Source organism: Streptomyces ambofaciens ATCC 23877 (assembly GCF_001267885.1).
In the GTDB taxonomy this organism is placed as follows: Bacteria; Actinomycetota; Actinomycetes; order Streptomycetales; family Streptomycetaceae; genus Streptomyces; species Streptomyces ambofaciens.
In genome coordinates, this window is record NZ_CP012382.1 from 608,204 (window position 1) to 622,399 (window position 14,196).

At 71.4% G+C, this 14,196-nt stretch carries 15 protein-coding genes; 6 read left to right on the plus strand and 9 right to left on the minus strand.

Features of this window, described 5'->3' with window-relative positions:
- The first annotated feature begins 184 nt into the window (after positions 1 to 184).
- Positions 185 to 607, plus strand: coding sequence for an ATP-binding protein (locus SAM23877_RS02715; RefSeq protein WP_053142098.1), 423 nt, complete (start codon positions 185 to 187; stop codon positions 605 to 607).
- Here the strand turns inward: SAM23877_RS02715 and SAM23877_RS02720 are convergent.
- Positions 561 to 1,064, minus strand: coding sequence for a ribosomal maturation YjgA family protein (locus SAM23877_RS02720; protein WP_053126528.1), 504 nt, complete (start codon positions 1,062 to 1,064; stop codon positions 561 to 563). The two genes, SAM23877_RS02715 and SAM23877_RS02720, sit on opposite strands and share 47 nt — an antisense overlap.
- Before the next feature lie 178 nt (positions 1,065 to 1,242).
- Here SAM23877_RS02720 and SAM23877_RS02725 point away from each other — a divergent pair, with 178 nt between their 5' ends.
- Positions 1,243 to 1,458 carry a hypothetical protein gene (locus SAM23877_RS02725; RefSeq protein WP_053126530.1) on the plus strand — a complete coding sequence of 72 codons (216 nt, stop codon included), beginning with the start codon at positions 1,243 to 1,245 and terminating at the stop codon, positions 1,456 to 1,458.
- Between the two features lie 116 nt (positions 1,459 to 1,574).
- Here SAM23877_RS02725 and SAM23877_RS02730 read toward each other — a convergent pair whose 3' ends face one another.
- From SAM23877_RS02730 to SAM23877_RS02750, 5 genes are all read right to left on the minus strand, one after another.
- Entirely contained in the window at positions 1,575 to 2,774 is a 1,200-nt protein-coding gene (locus tag SAM23877_RS02730; protein WP_053126532.1) for an NAD(P)/FAD-dependent oxidoreductase, read from the minus strand.
- Between the two features lie 135 nt (positions 2,775 to 2,909).
- On the minus strand, positions 2,910 to 3,866 hold the full coding sequence (gene sigJ, locus SAM23877_RS02735; RefSeq protein ID WP_053126535.1) for an RNA polymerase sigma factor SigJ: 957 nt from the start codon (positions 3,864 to 3,866) through the stop codon (positions 2,910 to 2,912).
- Between the two features lie 374 nt (positions 3,867 to 4,240).
- A complete protein-coding gene (locus SAM23877_RS02740; protein WP_053126536.1) occupies positions 4,241 to 5,230 on the minus strand; it encodes an MASE1 domain-containing protein in 990 nt (329 codons plus the stop codon).
- A gap of 50 nt (positions 5,231 to 5,280) precedes the next feature.
- Positions 5,281 to 6,111 carry a PP2C family protein-serine/threonine phosphatase gene (locus SAM23877_RS02745; protein WP_053126539.1) on the minus strand — a complete coding sequence of 277 codons (831 nt, stop codon included), beginning with the start codon at positions 6,109 to 6,111 and terminating at the stop codon, positions 5,281 to 5,283.
- Positions 6,112 to 6,301: 190 nt separating this feature from the next.
- Complete coding sequence (locus SAM23877_RS02750; RefSeq protein ID WP_053126541.1) at positions 6,302 to 6,871, minus strand: pyridoxamine 5'-phosphate oxidase family protein; 570 nt, start codon at positions 6,869 to 6,871, stop codon at positions 6,302 to 6,304.
- Positions 6,872 to 7,014: 143 nt separating this feature from the next.
- Here SAM23877_RS02750 and SAM23877_RS02755 point away from each other — a divergent pair, with 143 nt between their 5' ends.
- The gene (locus SAM23877_RS02755; protein WP_053126543.1) at positions 7,015 to 7,836 is read left to right on the plus strand and encodes a siderophore-interacting protein; all 822 of its coding nucleotides are present in this window, start codon (positions 7,015 to 7,017) and stop codon (positions 7,834 to 7,836) included.
- Positions 7,837 to 8,020: 184 nt separating this feature from the next.
- On the opposite strand, the gene SAM23877_RS02760 is transcribed toward SAM23877_RS02755, so the two are convergent.
- Together SAM23877_RS02760 and SAM23877_RS02765 are read right to left on the minus strand one after the other, a co-directional pair.
- Positions 8,021 to 8,413 (minus strand): VOC family protein, encoded by a 393-nt coding sequence (locus SAM23877_RS02760; protein ID WP_053126545.1) that lies wholly within the window; start codon positions 8,411 to 8,413, stop codon positions 8,021 to 8,023.
- Positions 8,410 to 8,706: an ArsR/SmtB family transcription factor gene (locus SAM23877_RS02765; protein ID WP_053126547.1), complete on the minus strand. Its 297-nt coding sequence runs from the start codon at positions 8,704 to 8,706 to the stop codon at positions 8,410 to 8,412. The genes SAM23877_RS02760 and SAM23877_RS02765 overlap by 4 nt, the downstream gene beginning before the upstream one ends.
- A gap of 366 nt (positions 8,707 to 9,072) precedes the next feature.
- Between SAM23877_RS02765 and SAM23877_RS02770 the strand changes: the two genes are divergently transcribed.
- Positions 9,073 to 9,591: a lytic polysaccharide monooxygenase auxiliary activity family 9 protein gene (locus SAM23877_RS02770; RefSeq protein WP_053126548.1), complete on the plus strand. Its 519-nt coding sequence runs from the start codon at positions 9,073 to 9,075 to the stop codon at positions 9,589 to 9,591.
- Between the two features lie 149 nt (positions 9,592 to 9,740).
- Complete coding sequence (locus tag SAM23877_RS02775) at positions 9,741 to 10,472, plus strand: chitinase (RefSeq protein ID WP_053126550.1); 732 nt, start codon at positions 9,741 to 9,743, stop codon at positions 10,470 to 10,472.
- A 77-nt stretch (positions 10,473 to 10,549) separates the two neighbouring features.
- Here SAM23877_RS02775 and SAM23877_RS02780 read toward each other — a convergent pair whose 3' ends face one another.
- Positions 10,550 to 11,620, minus strand: coding sequence for a glycoside hydrolase family 43 protein (locus SAM23877_RS02780; protein WP_053126552.1), 1,071 nt, complete (start codon positions 11,618 to 11,620; stop codon positions 10,550 to 10,552).
- Positions 11,621 to 11,879: 259 nt separating this feature from the next.
- Between SAM23877_RS02780 and SAM23877_RS02785 the strand changes: the two genes are divergently transcribed.
- Positions 11,880 to 14,102, plus strand: coding sequence for an alpha-N-acetylglucosaminidase (locus tag SAM23877_RS02785; RefSeq protein ID WP_053126554.1), 2,223 nt, complete (start codon positions 11,880 to 11,882; stop codon positions 14,100 to 14,102).
- The last annotated feature ends 94 nt before the right edge of the window (positions 14,103 to 14,196 follow it).

A 14,196-nucleotide genomic window follows, 5' to 3' on the forward strand; every position in this document is an offset into this window, starting at 1 on the left:
CCTGGACGGAGAGCCAAATCGATTTGGCCAAATCGATTTGGCCGCAAGTATGTGAGGCGCTCGCCCCGGCGTCAAGGGCGGCCGTTCCGGGAGATTTCCGTCCCGGTCCGTGGACGTCACCGCTTCAATCCGCGCACCGGGGGTAATCGCGACGCAGTGAACTCGAGCCGGGATGGGGACCGCCGTGGATGAATCGTCGCTACGGGCAGTGGGGTGGGCGCGTTCGCTGCCGATGCAGACCGGCCCGAAGACGGCCCGTGACTGGGCGCGCAGGCACCTGGACACCCTCGACTGGACGGCCGGCGCCCCCGAGACGGTGGACGCCGTGCTGCTCACGGTGTCCGAACTGGTCACCAACGCGCATGTGCACGCCCAATCGCACGCTCAGTTGGTAATGACCTGGGACGGCCGCTGCCTGCACGTGGCCGTCCACGACGCCTCCAGCACGCTGCCACGAGCACGGCCCCCGAGCGAGGAACGCCTAGGTGGGCGGGGGATGTTCCTCGTCGACGCCTTGGCCGACAGCTGGGAGACCCGTCCCTGCCCCGACGGCAAGACGGTCATCGCCTGCTTCCGTCCGCCGTCGGTGGCCGCGGACGCCCACTGACACCGGTTCCGCGGAGCCGGCGGCGCGAACCCGGCCTGCGCGCACCGGCACCGCGGCGCAGCAGGTGTCCGAGCGACCAGCCGGCCGCCGCGCCGACCGCGTACCAGAACAGGTCCGGTGCGTTGAAGGTGGAACCCAGGACCAGGCGGGCCGCTGTGCTCCGCAGGGACAGCTCGGCCGGGACGTCACTCAGCTGGAGGAACTCGACGCCCCAGCTCAGGGCCAGGGCCACGGCGGCGCCTTTCAGCGGCGTGATGCCCGGAGCCACCAGGACGACGAGGGCGAACAGCAGCAGGGTGTACAGGGCGTCCCCGCCGTACTTGGCCACTCCCCCGTCCGCCACGGCCCTGAGTCCCAGTCCGGCGCCGACGACCGACAAGGCGGCCACCGCGGCCACCGCACGCGTGCGCGGCGAAGCGCCGTCGGCGCACAAGCGGGTTCGGGAAGGGGAGGCCATGCGGTCATTCTGCTGTACGCCCTCGTCCGGGCCGTCCTCGGTGGCCGGCAGGCAGGTGTCCGCATCGGGTGTGCTGCGCCCAAAAGGGTGGCCGGAGGCCGTGTCGAGCGGCGGCCGTGGGACCGGTTGGCCATCCTGGGCCGGTACCGGCGCCCATCCCCACCCTAGGAGCACGGCCATGCCCACGGACTCTGTCGGACGCTTCCTGGCGGCTCTGGACCCGGACCACCGGGAAGCCGTCCGCGCCACGTCACGCGAGGAGCAGGAACGGCTGGCCAAGGAGTGGGAACGGGAGCTCGAGGCGGACACGGACCTCGACACCCTCGACGAGTTGTCCCCGTCGGCGGCGGAGGGCGAGGCGGCCCGACGGGTCATGGGGACGGAAGGCGACTAGGTTCTGTCGGCAGATGCGCCCCGGATCACGGGGTCGTCACCTGCGAGCCGGATCTTGCGGGGTCCGTCTCGGGCACTACGCCACGTCCGCCGCTACGTGACGTCCGCCGGGCGGCTTCAGGCAGCGGCCTGTTCCACCGCGGCCCGCCCACGCACCACGCGCCGTCCGCGCGCCAGCACGGTGGCTCCCGGGTTGCCCACGTTCCAGGCCGCGCCCTTGCAGATGAGCTCCTTGTAGCGCGCCGCCATCCGGCCTGTCAGGACCCGCTCCACCGAGGTGTCGTCAGCGGTCACGAACTGGATCAGGCCGTCACCGCGCCCCAGCGAGATGCACTGGTTGAAGTAGCGCAGCGGCACCTTGGGCTGCTTGCGACCGGTCAGCTCCGACACGATCGCGTCCGCGGCCTGCCAGGCCATCGGGGTGCCGGTGGCGCAGGACATCCGCAGCGGCTTGTCGTTGGCGCCCATCGCGTAGCCCGCGTCGCCGACCGCGTACACGTCCGGGTGCGAGACCGAGCGCATCATCGCGTCGACCACGATCTGGCCGCCCTCGGTGACCTGAAGACCGCTGGCCTCAGCGATCGGGTGGGTGGCGAAGCCGGTGGTCCACACGGTCACGTCGGCCGCGATCGCCTCACCGTCCGCGGTCTTCACCTGGTCCGCCTCGACGCCGGCGATGACGGTGTGCTCGTACGCGGTGACGCCGAGCCGGCCGAAGACCTTGCGCAGGTGCGCGGCGCCCTTGCGGCTCAGCCAGTCACCCAGCTCACCGCGGGCGGCGAGGGCGACGTCGAGGTCGGGGCGGGTCTCGGCGATCTCGGTCACGGCCTCGACGCCGGTGAGCCCGCCGCCGACGACCAGGACCTTCCGGCCGGGCGCGAGCGATGCGAGCCGCGCCCGCAGCCGCAGCGCACCGGTCCGGCTCGCCACCTCGTGGGCGTGCTCGACGGCGCCCTGCACGCCGTGGTCGTTCCAGCGGCTGCCGAGCGCGTAGACGAGCGTGTCGTACCCGAGCTCCTCCTCGCCCGCCGTACCGGTGACGGTCACGGCCTTGCGGTCCACGTCCACCCGGGTCACCCTCGCGATCTTCAGTTCCACGCCGGAGCCGGCGAAGATCGCGTCGAAGGGGCGGTGCTTGAGGTCCTGGCCGACGGCCAGTTGGTGGTTGCGGACTCGCTCGACGAAGTCCGGCTGGTCGTTGACGAGGGTGAGAGCGACATCCTCGCGGTGCAGCCGCTTGACGAGGCGGCCTGCTGCGGCCGCTCCGGCGTAGCCGGCGCCGAGAACGACGATGCGGTGCTTGCGGATACCGGTCATTTTCCTGCCCCTGTCTGTCAGTCCCCGAGCTCTCGGATCGGGGCCCCTCTTCGCGGTTACGCCCCTTGAACCGGGCAGCCCCCGGATTCCTGACAGACAGAGACGGTGACCTACGTCACACCTTTTCGGGTACGGTCACCAGGCCTCCAGGACCAGCGGTTCCCCGTGCTCCGACGCGGCCCAGGCCTCCGTGACCCGCTCCAGCTTGTCCGGGTTGACCTGGCTGCGGACGGCGACGATGCCTTCCTCGGTGCGCTCCAGGCACATGACCCCGAAGACCCGCCCCTCGACCACGATGACGAGGGCCGGGGAGCCGTTGGCCGTGGTGGCGTAGGCCTGTGGTGCGCCGCCGAGCATGCGGCGCTTGCTGTCGGCGGGCCTGAACATCCCGCGCAGGAAGGTGGCCACGGCCAGGGCACCCTCGAACGGCGTGGCCTTCGCCGGGACCTTCCCGCCGCCGTCACCGATCGCGATGGCGTCGGAGGTCAGAAGCTTCACGAGCGGCTCGGTCCGCCCGCTGGTCGCGGCCGCGAGGAACTCCTCGACGATCCGCTTCGCCGCCGCCTTGTCGATCTCGGTGCGCACCTTGCCGGCCTTCTCCTCCGCGAGGCGCCTCTTCGCCCGGCTGAACGTCTGCTGGCTGGCGGCCTCGCTGATCTCGAGGATCTCGGCGATCTCCCGGTGCGCGTACGCGAAGGCCTCCTTGAGCACGTACACCGCGCGCTCGTTGGGGGAAAGCCGCTCCATGAGCGTGAGGACGGCGTACGAGACCGACTCGCGCTGCTCGGCCGTGTCCGCCGGGCCGAGCATCCGATCGCCTTCGAGCAGCGGCTCGGGCAGCCACTGGCCGACGTAGGTCTCGCGCCGGGCGCGGGCCGAGGTCAGCTGGTTGAGGCAGAGGTTGGTGAGCACCTTGGTCAGCCAGGCCTCGGGAACCTCGATCCGCTCGACATCGGCCGCCTGCCAGCGCAGATACGTCTCCTGCACGAGGTCCTCGGCCTCGCCTGCGGAGCCGAGCATGCGGTAGGCGATGGCTTCGAGGCGCGGGCGCGCGGCCTCGAAGCGGTCCACATCGGTCATCGTCAGCGGCATGGCACCGATCCTAACGACGGGGCTGGACACGGGCCTGGGCGCAGGTGCTTGCGCGGGCTGGGCGGTTTCGTTTGCTGACAGCTCCCGCGGCTTCCGTCCCTGCCTGCGAAAAACGCGGCATCGCGCACACCATCCCCGAGAAGACCGACCAGCGACGGCACCGGCTGAGGCGCGGTGGCCACGGCGGCCGACCGCCAAGGTACGAACGGGAGACCTACCGGCGGCGCAACCTGATCGAGCGCTGACCGGACGCCACCGCCGCGACCGGCAGTGACCCGCCGAGCGGGAACCGGCGTCATCACCGGAGGCCGTACGCCCTGTGGGCGCGGCCGAGCCGGCCACGCGGGCGGTTCTCCGCGAGCGCGCCGCCGCGCTCACCGGGCGTCCCGGCCGGCCGCCCCCGTGGTGCCGGAGCCACCGGCGTTGAGGTGCTGCAACGCCTCGACCAGCTCGTGACAGGCCCGCTCGACCGACCGTCTGGTGTTGAGCTGTTCGCTGATGACGGAGGAGAGCAGGAGCGCGGTCAGCCCCAGGGTCCCGTTGAACGCCTGGAGTTTCATCATGGTCTCGACATCGGTGAGTCCACCGAAGGAGCCGGTCTCCTGTCTGGCCGCGACGGTGGCCACCACGGAGGCGAAGAGGGCGCACGGCATGCCTCCCGCCAGCTGGAACCGCAAGGCGGCCCAGACGAGGAGCGGGTACACGAGGAACAGGGCACTGACCGAGCTGTACGTGACCATCGGGACCAGTACGCACACGACGAGGGCGAGCCCCACCGCCTCGGCCCACCGGCCGGACGGGGGCGGCCGGCGGGCCCGGTGCAGCAGGAGCAGCAGGGGGGTGACGAGGACGACGCCCATGGCGTCTCCCACCCACCACGCCAGCCAGACGAGCCAGAAGTCGTCGGGAGCGAGTTTGTCCGTGAGGAGGAGGACACCGGCGCCGGTTCCCGAGCTGATCAGCATGGCCGTCAGCGCTCCCAGGAACACGAGTGCGAGGCCGTCGCGCAGGCGGCTCAGACTCACGCGGAACCCGACCGCGCGCAGCATGAGGAAGGCACACACGGGGGCGACGGTGTTGCCGAGCACGATCCCGGCGGCCGACAGTCCGGGAGTCGACAGCGACGCGACGACCAGCAGGGCGCCGACGGCGATGCCCGGCACGCACCGGAACCCGAAGAGCAGCAGACAGGTCACCGCGACGCCGGTGGGTGGCCAGATGGGGGTGACGACCGCTCCGTCCGCGACCAACTGCTGCGAGAGCCCCAGTCGCCCCGCCGCGTAGTAGCAGACGGCGACGAGCAGCGTCTCGCAGGCGAGGACGGCCGGTCGCGGCCAAGCATGGATACCCACCACAGCAGCCATCAGACACCGAGGCGCCCGGGTCAGCGATCCGAGACGTGTCCCGTCCCGCCCTACGGCGTAACAGCCCGCCCGTCGTGGCCGACGACGAGCACGGCGGCGTCGTCCTCGTGGCCCACCAGCTCGGCGTTCTTCAGTACGGCCGCCGCGAGCGAGTGCGCCTCCATCCCCGCGACGGCAGCGATGCCCGCGAGCCGCACCACCCTCGCGAGTCCCTCGTCGACGCTCAGGGAGGGGCCCTCCACCACTCCGTCGGTGAGCAGGACGAAGACGCCGCCCGTGTCGAGCTGGTACCGGGTCACGGGGTATTCGGTTCCGCCCAGAACGCCGAGCGGCGGTCCTCCCTCGTCCTCGGACACCTCGGCCTTGCCGTCCGCCGTGGCCCAGACGCAGGGAATGTGCCCGGCCCGCGCGCTCTCCAGAACGCCGGTGGCCGGGTCGAAGCGCATGAACGTGCAGGTGGCGAAGAGGTCCTTGTTCAGGGAGAGGAGCAGGTCGTTCGTGCGGGCGAGCAGGTCGCCCGGTTCACCGGTGACGGAGGCGAGCGCCCGCAGTCCGACGCGGACCTGCCCCATGAAGGCCGCCGCGTCGATGGCGTGGCCCTGGACGTCTCCGACGGAGAGCCCGATCCGGCCGTCGGGGAGCACGAAGGCGTCGTACCAGTCGCCGCCCACGTTGAGTCCGGCGTACGCGGGTGAGTAGCAGGCGGCGAGGTGGATGCCGGGCACGACGGGCAGGTCCGCGGGAAGCATGTCGCGCTGCAGTGCGATCGCCAGTTCCATCTGGGACCGCCGCAGCTCGGCGAGCTCCCGCGTCCGGGTGGTCAGCGACGCCAGCCTGGCCAGCAGCTCTTCACCGTCAGGTGCGGGACGTCTTCGGAACATCCGCCACTCCCGAGCCGGACCGCCTCCGTAGGGGCAACCACCGCGCGGTCCGACCAGTGCAAGTCTCTCATTCACCCCCGGAAGGGGCATGCCGAGCCCGGCCGGGTGGCCGCGGCGGACGAGGGCGGCCTCCGGTCGGGCACGGCTCTCGTACCCCCGCCCCGGCGTTCTGGCGTGGAGCCCGCTCTCCTCAGAAGGACCAGCGCGTATGGGTGTACACCCCGTCGTCCCGGCCGAATCCGTACGCCGTGGCCGGGGCGAGCGCGAAGACCATCACGTCTCCCTTCCGGACGAGGTCCCCCATCCCGTGGAAGGTGCCCTCGGGCGCGGTGATGTGCGGCCCGTACTTGGTCTCGTGCGCCTCGATCACCCGTTCCAGCACCGCCGGATCGGTCACCTGCGCCGCCGTGCCCTCGATGACGAGGTCGAGCCCTTCGGTGAGCGAGTTCCTTCCGGTGGTCAGCGCACAGTGCCCGTCATGAGCGAGATTGCGCGCCTTCTGCTCCCCGGGACCGGTCGAGAAGTACAGCACCCCTTGGCACCAGGCGGCGATCACGGGCGTGACGTGCAGCCGACCGTCGGGCCGCACGGTGGACGCCCAGAAGATCTCGGCCTCGTCCAGTTGCCGCAGGGCCTCGGTCCACTGCGTGACGGTGACGTCCTCGGCCCCTGGCCGCGGGTTCTGCGCGGAACTGTAGCGGGCGTCGAGTTCGGCCGTGGGTCGCGTCGTGGGTCGCGTCGCGGATGGCTGTGTGGGCATGACGGACTCCTTCCTCTCCTCTTGTCGACCCGCCGACGGTCCGGAACTCATCGCTCGGTCCCGGATCCGGCGGAGCGGCGGGAGGAGGGGGGTCCGTCCAGGCGCCCTTCGAGCCGTTCTGAAGTTAGGCTAGCCTTGCCTTCATGGCCAAGGTTCGCCGGCTCACGCCGCAGCACCCCCGGATGTTCCGCGCCCGCGTCGTGCGCGCCGAACGCGTCTCCCCCTCCATGCAACGCGTGACGGTCACCGGGGACAGCCTCTCCGAGTTCCCGTGGGCGGGCTACGACCACTGGTTCCGGCTGTTCTTCCCGCTCCCCCGCCAACGGCGGCTCCGCCTGCCGGAGTTCACCGGCTCGCAATGGTGGCAGCCCTACCTGGCGATACCCGAACACGAGCGGCCGCACTGCGCCAACTACTCGGTGGCGGACTTCCGGCGGCAGTCGGCCGAGCTCGACATCGACTTCGTCGTCCACCGCGGTCCGGGAGGCGAGATCGAGGGCAGGGCCGCGATCTGGGCCTGCCACGCCGTTCCGGGAGACGCGCTCGCCCTGCTCGACCAGGGCATCCTGTTCGACTGCCCGCGCGACGCCTCCGAAGTCACCATCGTGGCCGACGAGACCGGCCTGCCCGCCACAGCGAGCATTCTCCGGTCCCTGCCCGCGGCGACCGTCGGACGGCTCATCCAGGAGGTCCCCACCCCGGGCGACCGGCGCACGCTGGACGCCCCGGCCGGCGTGGCCGTCTCCTGGGTGGTGCGCCAGGACGGCACGGCGGTCCCCGGCGCGGCCGCACTCCGCGAACTGCGACGGCTCACCTCCGCCGCCGCGACGGGCTACGCCTTCGTCGTCGGCGAGTCGGCCCTGGCCACCGAGGGCCGCAGGCACCTGCACCGTGCGGGACTGCCGAAGGACCGCATCACCTTCTCGGGTTTCTGGAAGCACGAGAAAATGCAGGCCGCCGCCTGACCGGCGTCCCACCGGCGGCACCGGCCCGGGTCCGGCGGTCCCGGCGGCCTCGGGACCGTCCGGTCGCCGGAATCGGGCGCCCACGTCGATCCCGCACGGCGGCACGCCGGGCCGCGCCCGCCGGCACCCTGGCCCGCCCTCCACGCTTCCTTGCTCCGGAGGGGGCCGGGAACCGCGCGGGGCGCTACTGCGCCTGCGTCGCGATCTGGATCAGGTTTCCGCAGGTGTCGTCGAAGACGGCGGTGGTGACGGGGCCCATCTCCAGCGGCTCCTGGGTGAAGTGGACGCCGTGGCCGCGCAGGCGCTCGAACTCCGCCCGCACGTCGCCGACCGCGAACTGGGCGAGCGGGATGCCGTCCTTGACGAGCGCGTCGCGATAGGTCCGCGCGGCCGGGTGGCCCGCGGGTTCCAGGAGGAGTTCGGTGCCTCCGGGCTCCTCGGGCGAGACGACGGTGAGCCACCGGTCCTTCTCACCCAGCGGGACGTCGTGCTTCTTCACGAAGCCGAGGACCTCCGTGTAGAAGCGCAGGGCCTCGGCCTGGTCGTCGACGAACACGCTGGTCAGATGGATTCTCATGGGGAGCTCTCTTCCGGTCCGTCGGGCAGGGGCCATCGCTCGGTGATCTGCCGCAGCGGGGCCGTGTTCAGGTCGTGGTACTTGTAGCGGCCCTCGCGCCTGACCTCCACGAGGCCGGCGGCCTCCAGCACCGCGAGGTGCTGGGAGATCGCCTGCCGCGAGATGCCGAGCCGATGCTTCATGCTCAGTCGCGAGCAGATCTCGAACAGTGTCTGCCCTGACCGCTCCACGAGCTCGTCGATGATGATCCGGCGCGTCGGGTCGGCCAGGGCTTTGAAGAGGTCATCGGCCACGCGCTCATGATAGGCAAGCACTCACTTGCCTACCAAGTCGGGGCGCGTCGCACCTCGAACCGGAACGCGGATCGCCGAGGAGCGCACCACCCGCCCCCGGGGGAGCCGGACACCTCACGGACCCCGTCACGCCACACCCTTGACACGGTCATGTCGGCCGCTTGTATGGTCTAGTCCAACAGAACTCGTCGTTCCGCTTGGAGAGTTGACCCCTGCCGGGATCACGCTCCCCGACGGGAACGACGAGTGTGTCCACCTTCGCGTCTCTCGACCCCCCACTCACGAGAGGCCGCACCCGACGTGCGCGTCACCCCCCACTCATGACCGCGCGTGCTCCGGGGCCGGCCTGAGCTGAAGGAGTTTCCCATGCACGCAGGCAGGAAGACCGCCGTACTGATCGGCGCGGCCCTCGCCCCCGTCATCGCCGTCAGCCTCCCCGCCGCTTCGGCGAGCGCCCACGGCTACATCTCGAATCCGCCCAGTCGCCAGGCCCAGTGCGCGGCGGGCACCGTGTCCTGCGGGGACATCACCTACGAACCCCAGAGCGTCGAAGGCCCCAAGGGCCTGACCAGCTGCAGCGGCGGCAACAGCCGCTTCGCCGAGCTGGACGACGACAGCAAGGGCTGGGCCGTCACACCGGTGCCCAGGAACGCGACGTTCTCATGGAAGCTCACCGCCCAGCACTCCACCAGCACCTGGGAGTACTACGTCGGCGGTCAGCGGATCGCCCTGTTCGACGACGGCGGCGCCAAGCCCGGCGCGGTGGTCGACCACCAGGTGGACTTCGGCGGCCTCGACGGCCGGCAGAAGGTGCTCGCCGTGTGGAACGTGGCCGACACCGACAACGCGTTCTACGCGTGCATCGACGTGAACGTCGGCGGCTGACGGATCCGGTGGATCAGGTCCGGGGGCGACAGGCCCGCCCCCGGGTGCCCGAAGCCGTCCCGGCCGGGGGCGGGAGCACGCTGGGAGCCCCGCTCCCGCCCCCTCCGTCCCTCACCCGCCGTACCCTCACCCGATCAGGAGCCGATACCGTGCACCGCCGCACCTTCGCCCTACTGGCCGCCACCGGCGCGGCCGCCGCCCTCTGCACCACGACCCTCGCACCGGCCTCCGCCGCCGGGAAGTCCGACGCACGCGCCGCCGCCGAGTTCGTCGTCACCGAGGCGCAGTTCGACGAGATGTTCCCGAACAGGAACTCCTTCTACACCTACGACGGTCTCACCGCCGCGCTCGGCGCCTACCCCGGCTTCTCGAACACCGGCGACGAGACGGTGCGCAAGCAGGAGGCCGCCGCCTTCCTCGCCAACGTCGGTCACGAGACCGGCGGACTCGTGCACGTCGTCGAGCAGAACACCGCCAACTACCCGCACTACTGCGACACGACCCAGCCGTACGGCTGCCCGGCCGGCCACGACAAGTACTACGGGCGCGGTCCCGTGCAGCTCAGCTGGAACTTCAACTACAAGGCCGCCGGGGACGCCCTGGGCATCGATCTGCTGGGCAACCCGGACCTGGTCCAGAACGACGCGGCCGTGGCCTGGAAGACCGGCCTGTGGTACTGGAACACGCAGAGCGGGCCCGGCACCATGACACCGCACGACGCCATGGTCGACGGCGCGGGCTTCGGGGAGACCGTCCGGGCCATCAACGGCAGCCTGGAGTGCGACGGCGGGAACCCCGCCCAGGTCCAGAGCCGGATCGACAACTACCAGCGCTTCACCCAACTGCTCGGCGTGGCCCCCGGGGACAACCTCAGCTGTTAGCTGTACCGACCCGCGGACACCGGTGCCGTTCCCGGCGGAGGGCCTCCGCCGGGAACGACACCCCTGCCCGTCCGGCCCTACTCGAAGTACTTGAGGCTCCAGCCGGTGTCGGTGCGCGGGCCGGGGACGTCGGCGCGGCTGTAGGTCGTGTCGCCCCACCAGCAGAAGGTGCCGGTGTACCAGTACCGGTTCTCCCACGCGTACGGCGTTCCCTTCGCGACCGCGTGGAACATCAGGGGGAACCTGGGACCGGCGGGCGGACTGGTGGCGATGTCGCCGTCCAGCAGGACGAAGCTGTGGTGGCCGGGGCCGTCGACGTGGAGCGTGGGGTCCCAGCCGGGCATCATGGTGGCGCGGTGGGAGCCGAACAGGCAGCCGTTGGACTTGTACCAGTCCCACACGTACGTCGGATCACCGCCGGCCCGCAGCCTCAGGTCGGCGAGACAGTACTGGTCGCTCCAGCTTCCGTTGGCCGAGTACGCGATGTGCAGTTGCCCGTTCGGGTCCTTGACGGGCTCGGGCCCCTCGTTGACGAACGGGTTGCCGACCACCCGCTCCCAGCTCTCCCGCGGTTGCGAGATGACGTACCGCGCGCCGGTCGGCGTGGTCGGGCTGCTCATCCGTGCGATGTAGAGGTTCTGCTCGACGTCGGTGTCCCCCGCCCAGCCCGACCAGACGAACCAGCGCTGCCCGGAGAAGGTGAACAGGGTCCCGTCGATGGCCCACTTGTCGTCGGGCAGCGCCAGGCGGGTCTCGGCGGTGTACCCGCTGTCCGCGGTGGCGGAGCTGATCACGTACATCCGGTGGGCCGCTCCGCGGCCGGCCGAGAAGTAGATGTAGTAGCGGCCGCCGTCCCGCACGATCTCGGGCGCCCACACCTCACCCCGGTCGCGGGTGTCCGACCAGACCTGTCGAGCGGGGGCCGCCGCCAGGGCGGCCGTCGACGCGGCCTGCCGTACGGCGATGCCGCCACCGGCGGACTGCACCGAGACGTAGGTGCCACCGACCCGGATCACGCTGGGGTCGGCGGCCCGCAGGCCGGTCCGGTCCGCATGGGCGGGCCCGCCGGACGACAGGAGGAGCAGAACGGCGAGGACGCCGGACGAGACGGCGGCGACGGCGCGGGAGAGATGACGGAAAGGTTGCATGATCCCCTTCCTCGGTGGGCTCCACGGGGTGTGCGGGTCCGCGGCCGGCTCCTCGTTCCAGCGCCTCTTCCCCGGGCCGCTTTTACATCGATGGAAGCAGACACGCCCAGCATCGCGATCGGTAGGGGACATGTCAATGCAGTGGCCGGAGTCCGGCGCGCGCCGCACGGGGCGAAGGGGCCGAGAGTCGGTCTTGACTGGTGACCCGCCGCCCTCCATATTCACGAACACACCGTCGACAACTCGGACGAGGTGACCAGTGAGAAGCCTCAGACCCTGGGCCGCCCTGTACGCAGCCGTCGCTCTCGTCCTTCTCACCACGGCCCTGGGGCCCCTCCCCTCCCCCACGGCAGCCGCGCCTCCGGGCGAGCCGGCCTTCGCCACCCAGCCCGCCAGGGCGGCGCTCGCCCGGCTGTTGCCGCGCCACGCCTCGCAGTTCACCCTCGTCGCCGTCGACCGCCCGGAGTCCGGCGACTACTTCGACGTCTCCGGCCGCGCCGGCCGGGTGCGCGTGCGGGGCACCAGCCCCGCCGTGCTCCTCAGCGGCGTCAACTGGTACCTCAAGCACACGGCCGAGGTGGACCTCGGATGGCCCGGCCGGAGCACGGCCCGACTGCCCCGTACCCTGCCCGCCCCCGCCGGCCCCGTGCACAGGCAGGCCACGGTCCCGCACCGCTTCGCACTCAACGACACCGACGACGGCTACTCCGGCGCCTACCGCGACTGGGCCTCCTACGAGAAGCAGATCGACCTGCTCGCCCTGCACGGCGTGAACGAGGTCTTCGTGCAGATGGGGGCCGACGCCGTCTACTACGAGACCCTCCAGGAGTTCGGCTACTCCGAGGACGAGCTCAGGTCCTGGATCCCCGGCCCGGCGCACCAGCCCTGGTGGCTGATGCAGAACATGTCCGGCTTCGGCGGCCCCGTCTCCGAGCGCCTGCTCGAGGATCGCGCGGATCTGGGCCGCCGGATCGCGGACCGGCTCCGCCAACTCGGCATGACTCCCGTACTGCCCGGCTACTACGGCACCGTGCCGCCGGGTTTCACGGAGCGCAATCCCGTCGGCCCGGTCGTGCCGCAGGGTGACTGGGTCGGATTCGAGCGGCCCGACTGGCTCGACCCGCGCAGCGCGGTGTTCCCGAGGGTGGCCGCCGCGTTCTACCGCCACCAGCGTGAGCTGTTCGGTACCTCGACGATGTACAAGATGGATCTGCTGCACGAGGGCGGACGGCCCGGGAACGTGCCCGTGAGGGACGCCGCGCAAGCCGTGATGAAGGCTCTCCAGACCGCCCGCCCCGGCGCCGTATGGACGCTGATCGGCTGGCAGAACAACCCGTCGACGCAGATCATCGACGCCATCGACAAACGCAGGCTGCTCATCGTCGACGGTCTGTCCGACCGCTACGACGGCCTGGACCGCGAAGCCACCTGGCACGGAGCGCCCTACGCCTTCGGCACGATCCCGAACTTCGGCGGTCACACCACCATGGGCGCCAACACCGCCGTCTGGGCCGAGCGATTCGACCAGTGGCGCACCAAGGCCGGAAGCGCCCTCGCGGGCATCGCCTACATGCCGGAGGGCACCGGCGGCAACCCCGTCGCCTACGAGCTCTTCACCGAACTGGCCTGGCGTACGGAGCCCGTGGACCAGCGGAAGTGGTTCGCCGAGTACGCGCAACGCCGCTACGGCGGCGCCGACCCGCATGCGGCCTCCGCGTGGGAGCTGCTGCGCAGCGGCCCGTACAGCACACCGTCCGGGACCTGGAGCGAGTCGCAGGACAGCCTGTTCACCGCCCGGCCCCGGCTCACGGCCACCAACGCGGCGAGCTGGAGTCCCGGCGCGATGAGGTACGACCCGGGCACGGTGCGCCGGGCGCTGACCGAGCTGGTGCGGGTCGCACCGGCGCTGCGCGCCACCGACGCCTACCGCTTCGACCTGGTCGACGTCGCCCGCCAGGTCCTGGCCAACCGCAGCCGGACCCTGCTCCCGCAGATCAAGGCCGCCTACGATGCCGAGGACCTGCCCCGCTTCCGGGCACGTGCCGCCGAGTGGAAGAACTGCCTCTCCCTGCTGGACCGGCTGCTCGCCACGGACGCCCGCTTCCTCCTCGGCCCGTGGCTGGAGGACGCGAAGTCCTGGGGCCGTACCGAGGCGGAGAGGGCCGCCGCCGAGTTCGACGCACGCTCGATCCTCACCACCTGGGGGCACCGCTCCGGCAGCGACGCGGGCGGCCTGCGGGACTACGCCAACCGGGAATGGTCCGGACTGGTCTCCGACTTCTACGCGATGCGCTGGACGAAGTACCTCGACTCGCTCGACACCGCCCTGGTGACCGGCAGGCCGCCGGTCGCCATCGACTGGTTCGCGCTGGAGGACGACTGGAACCGGCAGCGGGACGGATATCCCGTCCGGCCGTCCGGCGACCCGGTGGCCCTGGCCATCGCGGTGCTCCACGCCGTCCCCGCGTCTTCCTCCTCCTGACCGGACAGGCTGGCCGGACAGGGGCCGGTGGCGACCCGTTCCGGGACACCACCGGCTGCCGGCCGCCTTTCCCCGCTCCACTCCGCTCCACCGA

Excerpts from the sequence above, each read along its gene's own strand:
- SAM23877_RS02720 (WP_053126528.1), bottom strand. The coding sequence starts at position 1,064 with ATGGCCTCCCCTTCCCGAACCCGCTTGTGCGCCGACGGCGCTTCGCCG.
- SAM23877_RS02725 (WP_053126530.1), top strand. The coding sequence starts at position 1,243 with ATGCCCACGGACTCTGTCGGACGCTTCCTGGCGGCTCTGGACCCGGAC.
- SAM23877_RS02730 (WP_053126532.1), bottom strand. The coding sequence starts at position 2,774 with ATGACCGGTATCCGCAAGCACCGCATCGTCGTTCTCGGCGCCGGCTAC.
- sigJ (WP_053126535.1), bottom strand. The coding sequence starts at position 3,866 with ATGCCGCTGACGATGACCGATGTGGACCGCTTCGAGGCCGCGCGCCCG.
- SAM23877_RS02740 (WP_053126536.1), bottom strand. The coding sequence starts at position 5,230 with ATGGCTGCTGTGGTGGGTATCCATGCTTGGCCGCGACCGGCCGTCCTC.
- SAM23877_RS02745 (WP_053126539.1), bottom strand. The coding sequence starts at position 6,111 with ATGTTCCGAAGACGTCCCGCACCTGACGGTGAAGAGCTGCTGGCCAGG.
- SAM23877_RS02750 (WP_053126541.1), bottom strand. The coding sequence starts at position 6,871 with ATGCCCACACAGCCATCCGCGACGCGACCCACGACGCGACCCACGGCC.
- SAM23877_RS02755 (WP_053126543.1), top strand. The coding sequence starts at position 7,015 with ATGGCCAAGGTTCGCCGGCTCACGCCGCAGCACCCCCGGATGTTCCGC.
- SAM23877_RS02760 (WP_053126545.1), bottom strand. The coding sequence starts at position 8,413 with ATGAGAATCCATCTGACCAGCGTGTTCGTCGACGACCAGGCCGAGGCC.
- SAM23877_RS02770 (WP_053126548.1), top strand. The coding sequence starts at position 9,073 with ATGCACGCAGGCAGGAAGACCGCCGTACTGATCGGCGCGGCCCTCGCC.
- SAM23877_RS02780 (WP_053126552.1), bottom strand. The coding sequence starts at position 11,620 with ATGCAACCTTTCCGTCATCTCTCCCGCGCCGTCGCCGCCGTCTCGTCC.